Raw genomic sequence first — 14,781 nt, forward strand, 5'->3', positions numbered from 1 at the left:
TTTGCATAAAAGATGGGTAAAGCACAAAAATAAAACGAATTTTTATAATGAACTGATTTATATTGGTACTTTTAAAGTCCAAAAATACTATTTATGCCGCTAAAGCAAAACATATTAACACTTCTTTTCATTTTTGGATGTTACTTTGTCTATGCACAACAGTTGGATTTATCAACCATTATTGAAGCAGAAGCAAAAGCGGCAACTAAAATTATAAATCATAAAGCCAATATTAATACCGTAAACTACGATGTTACCCATCATAGAATGGATTGGGTTATTGACCCCGCCATTGCTTTTATAAATGGATCTGTAACCACTACCTTTACCGCTCTAGAGAATTTGAGCACAGTCACTTTTGATTTGGATGACAATATGATGGTGTCAGCAGTTTCAGAAAACGGAACCTCGTTAGCCTTTTCTCAAAATGCCAATGATGAGTTAATTATTACCTTACCTCAAACACTATTGCTAGGAGAATCTACAGCGATAAAAATTACATACAGTGGTAATCCACAAAGTTCAGGCTTTGGCTCTTTTGAACAAACCGAACATAATGGAACACCAATAATTTGGACACTTTCAGAACCTTTTGGAGCAAAAGGTTGGTGGCCGTGTAAACAAGACCTCAACGACAAAATTGACAGTATAGATGTGTATTTAAAAACACCAGAACTATATACTTCTGTTTCTAACGGATTAGAACAAAGCCAGACGATAGATGCTGGAATCAAAACCACACATTTTAAACACAAATATCCTATTCCCGCCTATTTAATTGCCATCGCGGTAACTAATTACAGCACTTATAATCACACTGTGGCTAATAACGGAAATCCTTTTGAGATTGTAAATTATGTGTATCCTGAAAGTTTAGCATCCGCCCAAAGCCAAACTCCCGTAACCGTTGAAATCATGAATTTATTTACGGAGTTGTTTGAAGAATATCCTTTTGCGGATGAAAAATATGGCCATGCTCAATTTGGATGGGGTGGCGGCATGGAGCATACCACCGTTTCTTTTATGGGTAGCTTTAACCGAGGATTAATTGCTCATGAATTGGCACACCAATGGTTTGGGAATAAAATAACTTGCGGTAGCTGGAAAGATATTTGGTTAAATGAAGGCTTTGCTACGTATTTGGCAGGACTTACCATTGAAAATTTAGATGGCGACGAAGCTTTTAAAAATTGGCGAACAAGTTCCGTAAATCAAGTTACGGCTCAGACTGATGGCTCCATTTACCTTTCTGACACCGACACTACCAGTGTAAGCAGAATATTCAATGGCCGTTTGTCGTATACCAAAGCGTCAATGGTTTTACATATGCTCAGAAAAAAATTAGGAGATACCGCTTTTTTTCAGGGAATGAAAAATTATTTAGCAGACCCCAACTTAGCTTATAGTTATGCAAAAACACCTGATTTTATTGTAAATATGGAAAATGCAAGTGGAGAAGATTTATCAGAATTTTTTGATGATTGGATCTACGGAGAAGGACATCCAACCTACTCAGCAACATGGTTTCAACCAGAAAATGACGAAATAAAAATCACGATAAATCAAACCCAAAGTCATGCTTCAGTAAATTATTTTGAAGCTCCGGTGCCAGTTAGAATCACAGGAACCAACAACGAAATTTTAAAGGTAGTTTTAGACAATACCACGGATGGTCAAGAATTTACAGAAACTGTGAGTTTTCAAGTTGCTCAAATTCAAATTGATCCTGATGTACACTTAATTTCAACAAGTAACACGGCTGTTTTGGGAATTGAAAAAGAAATAGCCTCACAATTCAACATTTACCCCAACCCTGTTACAAACAGCCTTACTATAAATACCACTGACCATTCAAGTATTGCAAATATTACAATTTACAACACATTAGGTCAAATAGAACGTGAATTCACCACCTCACAAAACCTTGATGTTTCTACATTAACAAATGGTTTGCATTTTATCAGAATAAAAACAGATAAAAACACAATTAATAAACCCTTTTTAAAGCAATAAAACTATGGGTTTAATGCATTCTATATTAGACAACGCTTTTAAAAACGCGAAACCTTTAACCATTAATAAAGATTCTAAAATTATACTTTTTAGCGATCTACATAAAGGGGACAATAGTTATGCGGATGATTTTTTGCATAATATGCTTATTTATCAGTATGCTATAAAAGAATATTATGATAAAAAATACACCTATATAGAATTAGGTGATGGTGTAGAACTCTGGGAAAATTATTCTTTTGAACCCATTTACAAAGCTCATAAAAGTTCATTTGAATTACTCAAATTATTTTATGATGATGATCGTCTGCATATGCTTTGGGGAAACCATGATATGATTTTTGGAGATCCGTTGACGGTAGAAAAAATGCTGTATAAAATTTTTCCTCCAAAAAACATCGAGCAAAAAGAGCGACTTTTTAATTTAGAATATCACGAAAGTATGCTCTTAGAAATTGAAAACACAGACAAGAAGATATTTTTAATTCACGGTCATCAAGCCGATTGGTTTAATTATAGATTTTGGAAAGTCAGTCGTTTTTTTGTACGTTATTTATGGATGCCGTTACAAAAATGGTTTAACGTAAAAGACCCTACGAGTCCCGCAAAAAACAACACTACACTCAACAGAATTGAGAAAAAATTAAAAAACTGGATGTTGAAAAATGACAATCAAATGGTAATTGCGGGTCATACGCATAGACCGCGTTTTCCAGATCCTGGACTGTTACCTTATTTTAATGATGGTAGTTGTGTACATCCAAATTCTATTATTGGACTTGAAATTGAAAATTTAGAAATTACCATGGTAAAATGGCATTTTGAAAAGGATGATTCTGGCGAAAACCATATCGTAAAAACGATTTTGGCTGGGCCACAAAAATTGGAATTGTATTTGTAAAACTCAACTATGAATAGTTTAAAACAAAAAAGACATTTTAACACAAAAACCGTTGATTTTAAAACCGGAGGAATTCAATATAGTAGTGGAAACATTTTAAATTCTCATAGTATTTTTATACCATATAATGAAATTGAAATTAACAATTACTTTAGAGAGTTTAAGACGGATAAGTTTAACTTATTTGTAGCTATAGTATCACTTGGAGTGCTCATAAAAGCACTTTTAGGGTTATCAGATAATCCTGAAGGGTTAAACAAAGGACTCTGGCCACTGGCTTTGCTGTTTTTTATTGTGTTTACAATTGCAACTTTATTAAGCAGAAAACACCTGTTATTTATTCCAACACAAAGATTTATATTAGAATTATACGATAATAACCCTTCTGAAAAAGAAATGACCGATTTTATTCAAACTTTAGAGAATAATGTAAAAGAATACAACACAAATAATCCAAACAAAGAGATGGTCAATTCTAAAAAAAATTGATTTTTTACCGCCAACTAAAAACTACTACTGCGAACTAAAGTCCTCGTTCCGCCTGAATTTGTTCGTAGGCTTTTTGTATTTGTCTAAACTTTTCTTCGGCACCTTTTTGATGAGCTTCACCCAAGTGTCTAAGCTTATCTGGGTGGTGTTTTTTAACCATTCTACGATAGGCCTTTTTAACCTCAACATCAGTAGCCGTTTTTGTTATTTCTAAAATTTTGTAGGCAGTAACACTACTATACGATGTTGAAGATGATGACGAAGATGAAGAGCCATAAAACATTGCTTTTATAGATTCAAAATCGCGACTGCTAATATATAAATAGGTAGAAATACGCTTTATAGCATCAATTTCTGATTGACTAACAGAACCATCTGATTGAGCAATACCAAACAAAAAATGTAATAATTGCAATCGCGAAGCATGTGTCATATGTTCCCTGATTTGCATACATACTTGCCGTGTTGGTATGGTACCTTTTTTTCTTAATTCATTAAATAATTTAAAGGCATTATTCGCACGTTCTTTACCATACATTCTAACGAAGTTATCACGTACATAATCCATTTCTTTTTTGCTAGATCTACCATCTGCTTTAATCACAACAGCGGCGAGTACCAATAAGCTAATTTCAAAGTCACCACCAGCTGTCCTTGCTGATGTTCTTGGACCTTGCCCTGCCGTATTAATATCACCTTCAGTAAATCCATCTACTAAACTACCAACAATAAAACCTAAAATACCACCAATAGGTCCACCTACAGACCAACCTAATGTAGCACCTATCCATTTTGAAAAATTCGACATAAAAAATAATCAATTGAGGGTTCAAAGATACATTTATCTTAGAACTATTCTTAGAACACGTCTTGACCTTCTCTTTTACCTGCAAATTTAACATTTCGCATCCTAATTTTGTCTTTTTTTAGTTCCGTACTAAGGCTATGCTACTAAAAAAAGCATTCATCACTGCACAAAAGCCGAAATTTTCGGTTTAAAACAAAAATTCGAGATGAGTTCTTAATAATGATTATCTTTGCCATTCAATTTTAAAAAGAAAAGAATATGTATCCAGAAGAAATAGTAAAACCAATGCGTCAACAATTAGTAGATGCTGGTTTTCAAGAATTAAAAACTGCAGACCAAGTTGACGCTATATTGAGTGAAAAAGGTACCACTTTAGTAATGGTAAATTCAGTTTGTGGTTGTGCAGCAGGTACTGCAAGACCAGGAGCCATTTTATCTACTACAGGTGATAAAACACCAGATCATTTTACTACTGTTTTTGCGGGAAATGATGTTGAAGCAGTGAATAAAGCGAGAGAACATATGATTCCGTTTCCTCCATCTTCTCCAGCAATAGCATTATTTAAAGATGGTGAATTGGTGCACATGTTAGAACGTCATCATATTGAAGGTAGAACCGCTGAAATGATTGCAGAAAATTTAACAGGAGCTTATCAAGAATTTTGTTAAACTTTACAAGTTAACCCTCTTCTGTCCTTGTACTAAAACTTTAGTATATTTGGAAAGAAGAGGGATTTTTATTTAAAAACATGAGAAAACTATTAGCCTATCCTTTATCTGTTGTATATTACCTGTGTTTTGGATTAACACTGTTAATATTTCATCCTATTTTATGGATTAGCAATAACGTATTTGGCTATAACTCATTAAAGAAAAGTGTTGATCTGTTTAACTTTTTCTTATTACGATGTTTAAATGTTTTAGGTACTCGATTTACATTTACCAACCCCTATGATATAGAAATAAATCAACCCTTGATTATTGTTTCTAATCATCAAAGCATGTACGACATATCGCCAATAATATGGTATATGCGTAAACATCATCCTAAATTTATAAGCAAGGCCGAATTAGGTAAAGGCATACCGAGTATTTCTTATAACTTACGCCATGGAGGTTCTGCATTAATAGAAAGAAAAAATCCGAGACAAGCCATTACTGCCATAAAGGAATTTTCAGTTTCTGTGGTGAAAAACAATTGGGCTGCTGTAATTTTCCCAGAAGGAACAAGAAGTAAAAATGGAGTGCCAAAAGATTTTCAAAAAAGAGGATTGTTAACTTTATTTAAAGAAATACCGGAAGCTACAGTTGTTCCAATCTCTATAAATAATTCTTGGAAAACAGTACGTTACGGAAAATTTCCTATGGGCATTGGTACGCACATGACCATTACAGTACACAAACCAGTAAAAATTGCTACCTTTACGGATAAGGAGCTCTTAATAAACGAAGTTGAAACCACCATTAAAAATGGTGTTCATCCATAAAATATTTATATATATGTCGTTAAAAAATAAAAGATTAGAAGTAATGCGATTTTTGGAAAAAGATGTTGATGCATTGATTCAAAAATATTTAATCCCAGTTGATAAAATTTGGCAGCCTTCCGATTTCTTACCTGATTCTGAAGGTGATAATTTTTTTAATGAGGTTACTGAAATACGTGAACTAGCAAAAGAATTACCTTACGATTTTTGGGTTGTTTTAGTTGGTGATATGATTACTGAAGAAGCACTACCTACTTACGAGTCGTGGTTAATGGATGTTGAAGGTGTAGATCAAGTTGATACCAACCCTTGGGGAAAATGGGTGCGTCAATGGACAGGTGAAGAGAATAGACACGGTGATGTACTTAATAAATATTTATATCTGTCCGGCAGAGTAAATATGAGAGAAATTGAGATAACCACACAGCATTTAATTACTGATGGTTTTGATATTGGTACTGACCGTGACCCTTACAAAAACTTTGTGTACACTAGTTTTCAAGAGCTAGCAACCTATGTATCTCATAACAGAGTCGCTAAATTGGCAAAAGCAAAAGGCAATAAACAATTGGCCAAAATGTGTCGTATTATTTCTGGTGACGAAATGCGTCATCACAATGCGTATTCTGAATTTGTAGAGCGTATTTTTAAAGTCGACCCTAGTCAAATGATGTTGGCATTTCAATATATGATGAAGCAAAAAATTGTTATGCCTGCACAATTTTTAAGAGAGTCTGGTGATAAAATCGGAACTGCTTTTGAGGAATTTTCGAATACAGCACAACGTATAGGTGTGTACACTTCTTTAGATTATGTAGACATTCTAGACAAACTTGTAAAACGTTGGGAAATTGATAAAATTACGAACCTTAGTGATGAAGCCGAAAAAGCAAGAGATTATTTAATTGCCTTACCTGCAAGAATGATGCGTTTAGCTGATAGGATGAAAGTTCCTGAAAATTCTTTTCAATTTAAATGGGTAGAACCTGCGACCAAATAGATTCAATATATGGATCAAGATCAAGTCATCTCTAAGACCATTGAATTTGTAAAAGAAACCTTAAAAGGAGCAGAAGGCGGACATGATTGGTTTCATATTGAACGTGTTTATAATAATGCCCAATTGATTTCTAAAACAGAGAAGGCAGACGGTTTTATCGTGGCCCTTGGTGCATTATTGCATGACATTGCTGATGCTAAATTTTATCCCGACGCATCGGGAGGAGATGAAACTATTGGACCTAAAGTAGCACGTAAATTTTTATTTCAACAAAATATTGATAGCACAATAATTGAGCACGTTATTAAAATTATTGAAAATATTTCTTACAAATCATCGCTTTCTAAAAGCCAAAATAGATTTACCTCCATTGAACTTGACATAGTGCAAGATGCGGACAGATTAGATGCTATTGGAGCTATTGGCATTGCACGTTGTTTTAATTATGGAGGATTTAAAAACAGGGAAATTTACAACCCAGATATTGCTCCAAATTTAAACATGAGCAAAGAAGAATATAAAAAATCGACAGCTCCAACCATCAATCATTTTTACGAAAAGTTATTGCTTTTAAAAGATAAAATGAATACCAAGTCTGGTAAAAAAATAGCCAAGAAAAGACATGAGTATATGATAAAATATTTAGATCAGTTCTATGGAGAATGGAATGGTAAATTATAATTGATTTCAAACAAAAAAAAGCCCAATGAAAATGTTATTTTCATTGGGCTTTTTTTTAATAAATTCAATGTTTTAGTCTAATACAGGTGTTACGGTATACCCTTCTTCTTTTAATAATTGTATAACTCCTTTTTCACCACCTAAATGTCCGGCTCCTACAGCATAAATCACTTTTTTCTCCTTAGAAATTTCAGGTATTTTTTTCACCCAATTCTTATTTCTATTCAGCAATAAAGCATCAATCATTTTTTCATCGTTATCAAAAGATTTCAACGTAAAATTGTACAAAGAATCTATATTTTCTGACTTGTATTTTGCTACCATTTTTCCGTAAAGTTCTTTTGTCTCCTCAGGATCATCTAACATTTCAACTAATTCATCTAATTGATCCTCATAAGGGATACTATCAAAAACTGACATTTGATCATTTACCGTTTCCAACCCTTTTAATTCTTTTTTAGCTTCTTTAGCCATACCAATAAATGTCATTTCGTAACTTGCTACTTGCTTACCCATAAATGAAGACATTATGGTAGATGACATATACAACGGTTTAAATTTATTAAATTGAGCAAAGCCTAAACCTACATTTTCTTTTAAATAAGCGTCCAATATTTTGTACTCTGTAGAATCAACATGATTAGACAATAGATCTTGTTCTTCAATCATCATTTCTTTCATCATTTCCTGCATCATTTCAGGACTATCCATATCCAACTCCAAATAAATTTCATCTGAACCTTCAAAGGCATCTTTTACCTTCTGAGGCATAGAAAAATCTTTTTGAGGCATCATATGTATGGTACCAAAAATATAGGAAGTTTGAATACCCTTACCTTCTATTTTCCACAACAGACTACTTTTTTCTTGAGCTTGAATTGCCACGGTTAGCAGGCATAATAATGTAAATAGTATTACTGTTTGTTTTTTCATATTAGCGTTTTTGTATGTGTTAAAAGTACATAATTTTATGTTGCAATGTAACTATAATTAAAAAGTGGGAAATCCAATATGGAAATCCCACTCCTAAATCTGTGTAATCTATTTTATTTTAGTAGTAACTTTTGCATTACCCATGGCAGGCACAACCTGTTCCATTTGACTTGCTACTTTTTTATCTACGTCAATCAACATTGTAGTTACTTCTTTCTCATTTTCTGCATTAGAGATAGCAACTTTCCATTGTTTATTTTCCTTACTTAAAACGACTAACTTCATAATATTCAATTTTTGAGTCATCGCATCGAAAGTATAAAAAGAAGTTTTATATCCTTCTGCCAACGGTAAACGAGCTACTAAGAAATCATATCCAGGGCCATTCGTTAAATAAGCACCTTCAAATGGTAAGTCTTTCGTTTTACCCATCATAGTTAACGCAATGCTATTTTCAGAATAATTTATCTCTATGGTTTGCCCACCTTGCATCATTACTCGCTTTACTGGCTTCATATCTTCTAAATACAGTACATCTTCACTATCACCCATGGCAGATGTTGAAGCATCTTTAATAATCCATTGCTTTCCTTCTTTCTTAATTTCGCGTGTTAATTCCATAGGTATGTTCTGTCCTTGAACTTCAACCATAACGTCGTATTGAATTGTTGACGCTTTTAAATCATCACTTAATACAGGTAAGGCAGATGGCACCTCAACTTTTTCTGTTTTATTATACACTACTTTAGAAACATCTTGAGTAATTTCGCCAAGACGTTTTATCACTTCCTCGGATCCATCTTTTTGATAACGACCACCTAAATGTTTGGCTAGAAATTTTTCTATAGACATCCACATCGCCATATTGTTATTTGGCTTTCTAAATCCATGACCTTCATCATCTGCTAAAATATATTCAACATCCTTACCAGAATCACGCATAGAAACCACAATCTGGTCACTTTCTGCTTGTTTTACTCTTGGATCGTTTGCTCCTTGAATAATTAATAATGGTTTGGTAATTTTATCGGCACTAAATAACGGACTCGCTTCTGTAATTAGTTTTTTACCTTCTTCAGTTTCAGGGTCTCCTGTCATTTCATACAAACTTTTTCTAAAAGATTCCCAATATGCAGGGATTGATTCTAGCAATGTAAATAAATTACTTGGCCCTACAATATCAACACCACAAGTGTAAACATCTGGTGTAAATGCTAAACCTGCTAAGGTTGCATAACCACCGTAACTACCACCCATTATGGCTACTCTATCTTTATCAGCAACACCATTAGCAATAAAATGCTTTACACCCCACGTAATATCATCTTGCATTTTTTTACCCCATTCTCTATCTCCTGCATTTAAGAATGCTTTTCCGTAACCACCACTCGCTCTAAAATTGGGTTGTAATACGGCATATCCTCTATTCGCTAATATTTGAGCATAAGGATTATATCCCCAATAATCTCTTGGTCCTTTTGGACCACCATGTACTAAAACGACAAGCGGTAAATTCTTCTTTGCTACGCCTACTGGTACAGTTAAATAACCAGGAATCTCTAATCCGTCACTACTTTTATAAGAAACAGGTTCCATTTTAGCTAAATGCTGTTCTACTTCTTTTAAAAGAGGTCTTGGTGTATACTGATGAATCAATTCTTTTGTATCCCAATTAAAATAATAGGTATCAGAAGCTGAATTATCACTACTTATTGAAATCAACATTTGTTTATAGTCTTTAGTAAAACTAGCGAAACCTATTTCTTTTCCTTTAAATTTCTTTTCCAAAAATTTAAACATTTTTTCCCACTTCTTATCTTTCCAAACACGTTCTCTTTTATCGTATGTGTACGATGTATATATAATTTCACGTGTATTATCATCAACAAACATTCCGCCAAAATCTACTTTGTTTTTAGGGTCACTCTCCATTTTTTCAATGTTCTTGGTTAGAGGATCCATAGTGTAAAGTGTTGAAAAGTTAACATCACCTTTGTTAGAAACCAAATACATTTTAGTATTGTCTTTGTTCCAACCTGCTACATAAGCACTTTCTTGAAGATTCGTTTCATAAATCTTTGTAAATTTATTATCGCCATCTATTCGATGAATTTCAGAATGACCAGCTTCATTAGTTCTATAAGCTAATCGTGGGTTTTCATCCCAATCAAAGTTCCAACTCGTTATTCTATTGTTATTTTCATATAATAAATCTAATTTACCTGTACTGATATCTAATTTATACAAATCATGCCAAGCTTTATCTCTATCATTAATACCCACCATAAGTTCATTCGGGTTTTTTCTGCTCGCTTGATAAATTTGTACCGTAACATCTTTCATAGGTGTTAGGTTTTTTGAATTAGGAACACCTGTTGCCGCATCAGCTTCATCATTCGGATTTACAGCATAAATATTATAGTTCTCGTCGCCCTTATTATCTTTTACAAATAGGATCTTTGAACCATCGTAAGTCCATGAATAACCTCCAAGTGGCCTTTCATTGTTAGTTAACGGCTTCGCGGCATCAAAAGGTTGATCAAATTTTTTCACCCAAATATTCATGATTCCGTTGTATTCTTTTAAGAAAGAAATCCACTGTCCATCAGGGCTCAGTTGCCCACCAGATATTTCAGGATTTCCAAAAAAGATATCACGATCAATTATAGGTATATCATTTTGTTGTGCATTTACTTTAGGAATTAGCAATGTAAATAGTGTCAGCATTAATAAGATTTGTTTTTTCATTTTTAAAAATTTAAAGTTAGTATTTTTTTTATTTTGTTGTTTGACTAATTGCATAATAAATTACATAGATCCAGCTAAATACACCATGTAAAATGGCCCACAGAATGGATTTATTTCGCTCCCAAGATACTGTTACCGCAATTACGCTACCTAGGCCTACTCCATTTCTGATAACTGTTTGTTTTATTTCTGGACTAACAGTATTCTGACTGTAACCATCTACTGAAGCCAGTAATATAATTAAAATCGAGAACAGTAATTTGTTTATTTGTTGTTTTTTCATTTTTGATTCTGTTATAGGTAAAGCTCAACGAAGACATATACTGCAGCTCCAATTAAGATTCCGGCTACAAATTTTAGTTTCTGATATTTATCTGTTTTTTTACAATTTTCTTTCATAATTAGTTCTTTTATAAGATTACGGCTTCTATTATTTTGATGATTGCATCTATTACTACTAGTATCATTTTATAGGGTTTTTAGATTAATTATTGAATTACACCATTTTTAATGGTAAGTGTTTCGCTATTTATTTTATTATTGATTTCTATGGTTAAGAGATCAAAATCTTTAAAGCCTTTAACCTTCTTATTTAAAACATCATTAATACGTATCGCTTCGACTTCAAAAGATTGATAATCACAATCTATCATTTGATATTCTGCCTTTTCAGTTGACATACCTTCTTTACCAAATTGTAATCCTTTCGCATAGATGATCTGGTTGATCTCAGAACAATTGCAATTCTCTTCGAGTACTTCGCTAATTAATTCTGACCTGTCTTTAGCATCTTGGTAGCCATCAATAAATCCATAAACGGAAACAATCGCCGCAATTAATACAAGGATAATAATACCTGTTTTAGTTAATTTTTTCATTTTTTTTATTTTAAGTGATTACTCTTTTTAACTACTCTATTTCTAATATTTTACAGTACAATTAAACCCAACACCTACGGCACCTACTTTCTCCCAATCACCTTGACTAACACTTCTAATAATCATTTTGTTTCCTAAAAATGCCGCTGAAAAAAACAGTTCATCCTCAGGATTTGGAACTTCTATCAACTCAAGTGTACAATAGATATCATCTTTCACAATAATGTTATACGCTTCAAGGTTCAGTGTAAATTCGCCCTCTTTTACATCAATTGGAAAAATTATATTTTGATTTACAATTTTCTCATAAGGAAGTCCATCTTTTATGCTATAGAAATTGATACGATATTTTAGTGTATCATTACTATTCGCTGCAATATTGGTGTGAAAGCTTTTAATATAAGTTGGACTATTGTTTATCCTAATTTTTGTTCCAATTTCTTGTCCAAGTGTAATTTCTGTAAATCCGAGTCTTATTCTTTTAGATTTCGATTTATTTCCAATTACTTTTTCTTTCAGTTTTTTAGCGGTAATGACAACTTCGTTTAATGCGGTTACATCAGGAATTAGTAATACCTCTGAATTAGTCTTTAACATCTTTAAAAAATCACGAAAAATCATAGATTCCGATTTATAGCCAATAGAAGAGAGTCTGATGGTATCATTAGATATATTTGATTGTGTTTCAAATTGAAACTTTCCTTCAAAATTAGTAACGGTTCCAATGCTCTTATTGATAATACCAATATTCACATAAGGGATAGGTTCGTTTGTTTCAATATCTTTTATGATTCCCTCTGCAAAATTTTGTGCTAAAAGAGACATTGTGCTAATCAATAAGATGATGCTTGTTGTAAATTTCATTTTAAATGTCATGCTATTAAATTTTCTAGTTATTAATTGTTGTTTGATTTCTGAAGCAAATAACCTTCTAAATAAAGTGACATACAAGCAAAGCATCCCCAGTTTTAGAAAAATGGGGATAAACATTTAGACTTAACAGGTTGATTAATTGTGACTTATACTAAATTTTAACTTAACAAACGAACGCGTCATTTGGCAACCCTATATTTATAAATTTAGGGTAAAAGAAGTGTAAAAACGAGCTATCTAGGAAAGTGAATTGAGTTCTTTGATGTAAAATGAAGGGTTTAATCCTGTACGTAATTTGAAGTATTTTGAAAAAGAATCTGCACTCTTGTAACCTATTTCTTCAGCAATAGACTGTACAGAAAAAGAACGAAAACGACTATCATTTTTCAATCTTAATACCGCATAATTGATTCGTAAGTCATTAATATAGGTATTAAAGTTTTTCTCGAAATGTGAGTTTATTACTTTAGAAAGATAAGATGTATTTGTTTTTATTTTTTTAGCCACATTGTATGAATTACAATCTTGTCTTAAAAAGTATTCTTGTTCTTTTAAGGATTGTAAGCCTGCCAATATAAGGTAAGTTGTTTCTTCATTTACCTCTGCTGAAATCTTTTCTTCAAGCACTTTATCTTTAGTGTCTATAATTTCAAATGTTGGTTTTTCTTGCTGACTAAATTTAGCCAACAATACATTGAACTTTTCTGTATTTTTCTTTTTCTCTTTAATTAGATAAATAATAAAAGTTATAAGAAGCACAAGCAATCCCAACCCAATACTCATATATAAGTAAAACGTATTCTTTTGAGTAGATTTTTCTTTTTCTAAGTTTGATACTTCTTGTGTATGAAAAGCAGATGTAATGGTATCTTTACTTTTTTCTAAGGCCGTTTGATTTAAAATGTACTTTTCGTAATACACATTTGATTTTTCTAAATTACCTGATGCTTTATAGATTTTTGCCAGTAATTTATAATCTTCAGTTAGGGAAGTTTCTTTAACTCTAGGCTTAACAACTGCAATCCCTTCCTCCAATGTATGTATCGCTTTTTCATTTTCATTTATTTTAAAATAAGTTTCTGCTAAATCATAATATACTATTGCAGGTGCTAAAACGGAATCATACTTGTATGCCATACTTTCAGCCTCTTTTAAATTTTCAAGAGCTTTCTGAAATTCTTCTTTTTTCAAATATATCTTACCTCTCTGGGCAATAACACGCATTTCAAATCTACCTATCGAATCTAATTGCTCTAGCACATCATCATTTAAAATCCAAATGGCCGAATCTTTTTCATTTAATTTAAGATAAATTTCACTAAGCTTCAGAGCAATACTAGACCTATTATGCACTATAATATTTTTATCTATATCGGTTACTTTATTTAAAGCACTAAATGATTTCTTATTTTTTATTAAAGCTTCTTTATAATCCCCAACGGTAAAATCTAAATCAGCAATAATTGCCGGCATCACTGCTTTATAAAATTCTAAATTATCCCTTTCTGCAATTCTTAAACATTTATCGTAAGTTTTAAATGCCTTATCATATTGTCCCAGAAGTTTATAATTTTGACCTAATTGTGCCAAAATTTCTATTTCTGTAAATCCTTTAAACTTTATACTATCTCTGCTTATATCATATTTACTTATTAACCTAAGTTCTTTTTGGAAATACCCTATTGATTGTTCAAATTCTGCAATCACCTGGCTATTACTACCTAGTCGATGCAACAAAATTATCATTTCAGTGGTATCATTATTCTTTTCCACAAGTTGTAATAGCCTTTTTTCAAAATCAACTGCCAATCGTTTATTAGAACTCGTGTGTTTTGAAACAGAATCTTGCAACATTTCATATTCCTTTTTATAATCTTTTAGATCTTGAGCATGCCCATTACTTAAATTAAAAAAGATAAATACAATTAGAATTAATACTATGTTTAAGGAAAATTTCAAGTAGTTTATAA

At 32.3% G+C, this 14,781-nt stretch carries 14 protein-coding genes; 7 read left to right on the plus strand and 7 right to left on the minus strand.

Annotation, left to right across the window (positions count from 1 at the left end):
- Positions 1 to 93 precede the first annotated feature (93 nt).
- From JBL43_RS06040 to JBL43_RS06050, 3 genes are read left to right on the plus strand one after another with little or no spacing between them, the layout of a single operon-like run.
- Complete coding sequence (locus tag JBL43_RS06040) at positions 94 to 2,013, plus strand: M1 family metallopeptidase (RefSeq protein ID WP_198840573.1); 1,920 nt, start codon at positions 94 to 96, stop codon at positions 2,011 to 2,013.
- A gap of 13 nt (positions 2,014 to 2,026) precedes the next feature.
- Positions 2,027 to 2,914, plus strand: coding sequence for a metallophosphoesterase (locus JBL43_RS06045; RefSeq protein WP_198840574.1), 888 nt, complete (start codon positions 2,027 to 2,029; stop codon positions 2,912 to 2,914).
- Positions 2,915 to 2,923: 9 nt separating this feature from the next.
- Complete coding sequence (locus JBL43_RS06050) at positions 2,924 to 3,403, plus strand: hypothetical protein (RefSeq protein WP_198840575.1); 480 nt, start codon at positions 2,924 to 2,926, stop codon at positions 3,401 to 3,403.
- A gap of 34 nt (positions 3,404 to 3,437) precedes the next feature.
- Here JBL43_RS06050 and JBL43_RS06055 read toward each other — a convergent pair whose 3' ends face one another.
- Positions 3,438 to 4,211: a TerB family tellurite resistance protein gene (locus JBL43_RS06055; RefSeq protein ID WP_198840576.1), complete on the minus strand. Its 774-nt coding sequence runs from the start codon at positions 4,209 to 4,211 to the stop codon at positions 3,438 to 3,440.
- 258 nt (positions 4,212 to 4,469) lie between these two features.
- Here JBL43_RS06055 and JBL43_RS06060 point away from each other — a divergent pair, with 258 nt between their 5' ends.
- From JBL43_RS06060 to JBL43_RS06075, 4 genes are all read left to right on the plus strand, one after another.
- Positions 4,470 to 4,880, plus strand: a complete 411-nt coding sequence (locus tag JBL43_RS06060) for a BrxA/BrxB family bacilliredoxin (protein ID WP_198840577.1) — start codon at positions 4,470 to 4,472, stop codon at positions 4,878 to 4,880.
- Between the two features lie 80 nt (positions 4,881 to 4,960).
- Positions 4,961 to 5,698: a lysophospholipid acyltransferase family protein gene (locus JBL43_RS06065; protein WP_198840578.1), complete on the plus strand. Its 738-nt coding sequence runs from the start codon at positions 4,961 to 4,963 to the stop codon at positions 5,696 to 5,698.
- Between the two features lie 13 nt (positions 5,699 to 5,711).
- Positions 5,712 to 6,698: an acyl-ACP desaturase gene (locus tag JBL43_RS06070; protein WP_198840579.1), complete on the plus strand. Its 987-nt coding sequence runs from the start codon at positions 5,712 to 5,714 to the stop codon at positions 6,696 to 6,698.
- Between the two features lie 9 nt (positions 6,699 to 6,707).
- A complete protein-coding gene (locus JBL43_RS06075; RefSeq protein WP_198840580.1) occupies positions 6,708 to 7,379 on the plus strand; it encodes an HD domain-containing protein in 672 nt (223 codons plus the stop codon).
- A gap of 72 nt (positions 7,380 to 7,451) precedes the next feature.
- On the opposite strand, the gene JBL43_RS06080 is transcribed toward JBL43_RS06075, so the two are convergent.
- From JBL43_RS06080 to JBL43_RS06105, 6 genes are all read right to left on the minus strand, one after another.
- Positions 7,452 to 8,312 (minus strand): TraB/GumN family protein, encoded by an 861-nt coding sequence (locus JBL43_RS06080; protein WP_198840581.1) that lies wholly within the window; start codon positions 8,310 to 8,312, stop codon positions 7,452 to 7,454.
- 108 nt (positions 8,313 to 8,420) lie between these two features.
- Positions 8,421 to 11,060: a S9 family peptidase gene (locus tag JBL43_RS06085; protein ID WP_198840582.1), complete on the minus strand. Its 2,640-nt coding sequence runs from the start codon at positions 11,058 to 11,060 to the stop codon at positions 8,421 to 8,423.
- A gap of 28 nt (positions 11,061 to 11,088) precedes the next feature.
- Positions 11,089 to 11,343 carry a hypothetical protein gene (locus tag JBL43_RS06090; protein ID WP_198840583.1) on the minus strand — a complete coding sequence of 85 codons (255 nt, stop codon included), beginning with the start codon at positions 11,341 to 11,343 and terminating at the stop codon, positions 11,089 to 11,091.
- A 205-nt stretch (positions 11,344 to 11,548) separates the two neighbouring features.
- Positions 11,549 to 11,938 carry a hypothetical protein gene (locus JBL43_RS06095; RefSeq protein ID WP_198840584.1) on the minus strand — a complete coding sequence of 130 codons (390 nt, stop codon included), beginning with the start codon at positions 11,936 to 11,938 and terminating at the stop codon, positions 11,549 to 11,551.
- A 42-nt stretch (positions 11,939 to 11,980) separates the two neighbouring features.
- The gene (locus JBL43_RS06100) at positions 11,981 to 12,802 is read right to left on the minus strand and encodes a carboxypeptidase-like regulatory domain-containing protein (protein ID WP_198840585.1); all 822 of its coding nucleotides are present in this window, start codon (positions 12,800 to 12,802) and stop codon (positions 11,981 to 11,983) included.
- Positions 12,803 to 13,048: 246 nt separating this feature from the next.
- Positions 13,049 to 14,770 (minus strand): AraC family transcriptional regulator, encoded by a 1,722-nt coding sequence (locus tag JBL43_RS06105; RefSeq protein WP_198840586.1) that lies wholly within the window; start codon positions 14,768 to 14,770, stop codon positions 13,049 to 13,051.
- Positions 14,771 to 14,781: the final 11 nt, after the last annotated feature.

This window comes from Aureibaculum flavum (assembly GCF_016406085.1).
Taxonomy (GTDB): Bacteria; Bacteroidota; Bacteroidia; order Flavobacteriales; family Flavobacteriaceae; genus Aureibaculum; species Aureibaculum flavum.

Bases quoted from the DNA above. Each gene is read 5' to 3' on its own strand.
- JBL43_RS06040 (WP_198840573.1), top strand. From the start codon at position 94: ATGCCGCTAAAGCAAAACATATTAACACTTCTTTTCATTTTTGGATGT.
- JBL43_RS06045 (WP_198840574.1), top strand. From the start codon at position 2,027: ATGCATTCTATATTAGACAACGCTTTTAAAAACGCGAAACCTTTAACC.
- JBL43_RS06050 (WP_198840575.1), top strand. From the start codon at position 2,924: ATGAATAGTTTAAAACAAAAAAGACATTTTAACACAAAAACCGTTGAT.
- JBL43_RS06055 (WP_198840576.1), bottom strand. From the start codon at position 4,211: ATGTCGAATTTTTCAAAATGGATAGGTGCTACATTAGGTTGGTCTGTA.
- JBL43_RS06060 (WP_198840577.1), top strand. From the start codon at position 4,470: ATGTATCCAGAAGAAATAGTAAAACCAATGCGTCAACAATTAGTAGAT.
- JBL43_RS06065 (WP_198840578.1), top strand. From the start codon at position 4,961: ATGAGAAAACTATTAGCCTATCCTTTATCTGTTGTATATTACCTGTGT.
- JBL43_RS06070 (WP_198840579.1), top strand. From the start codon at position 5,712: ATGTCGTTAAAAAATAAAAGATTAGAAGTAATGCGATTTTTGGAAAAA.
- JBL43_RS06075 (WP_198840580.1), top strand. From the start codon at position 6,708: ATGGATCAAGATCAAGTCATCTCTAAGACCATTGAATTTGTAAAAGAA.
- JBL43_RS06080 (WP_198840581.1), bottom strand. From the start codon at position 8,312: ATGAAAAAACAAACAGTAATACTATTTACATTATTATGCCTGCTAACC.
- JBL43_RS06085 (WP_198840582.1), bottom strand. From the start codon at position 11,060: ATGAAAAAACAAATCTTATTAATGCTGACACTATTTACATTGCTAATT.
- JBL43_RS06090 (WP_198840583.1), bottom strand. From the start codon at position 11,343: ATGAAAAAACAACAAATAAACAAATTACTGTTCTCGATTTTAATTATA.
- JBL43_RS06095 (WP_198840584.1), bottom strand. From the start codon at position 11,938: ATGAAAAAATTAACTAAAACAGGTATTATTATCCTTGTATTAATTGCG.
- JBL43_RS06100 (WP_198840585.1), bottom strand. From the start codon at position 12,802: ATGAAATTTACAACAAGCATCATCTTATTGATTAGCACAATGTCTCTT.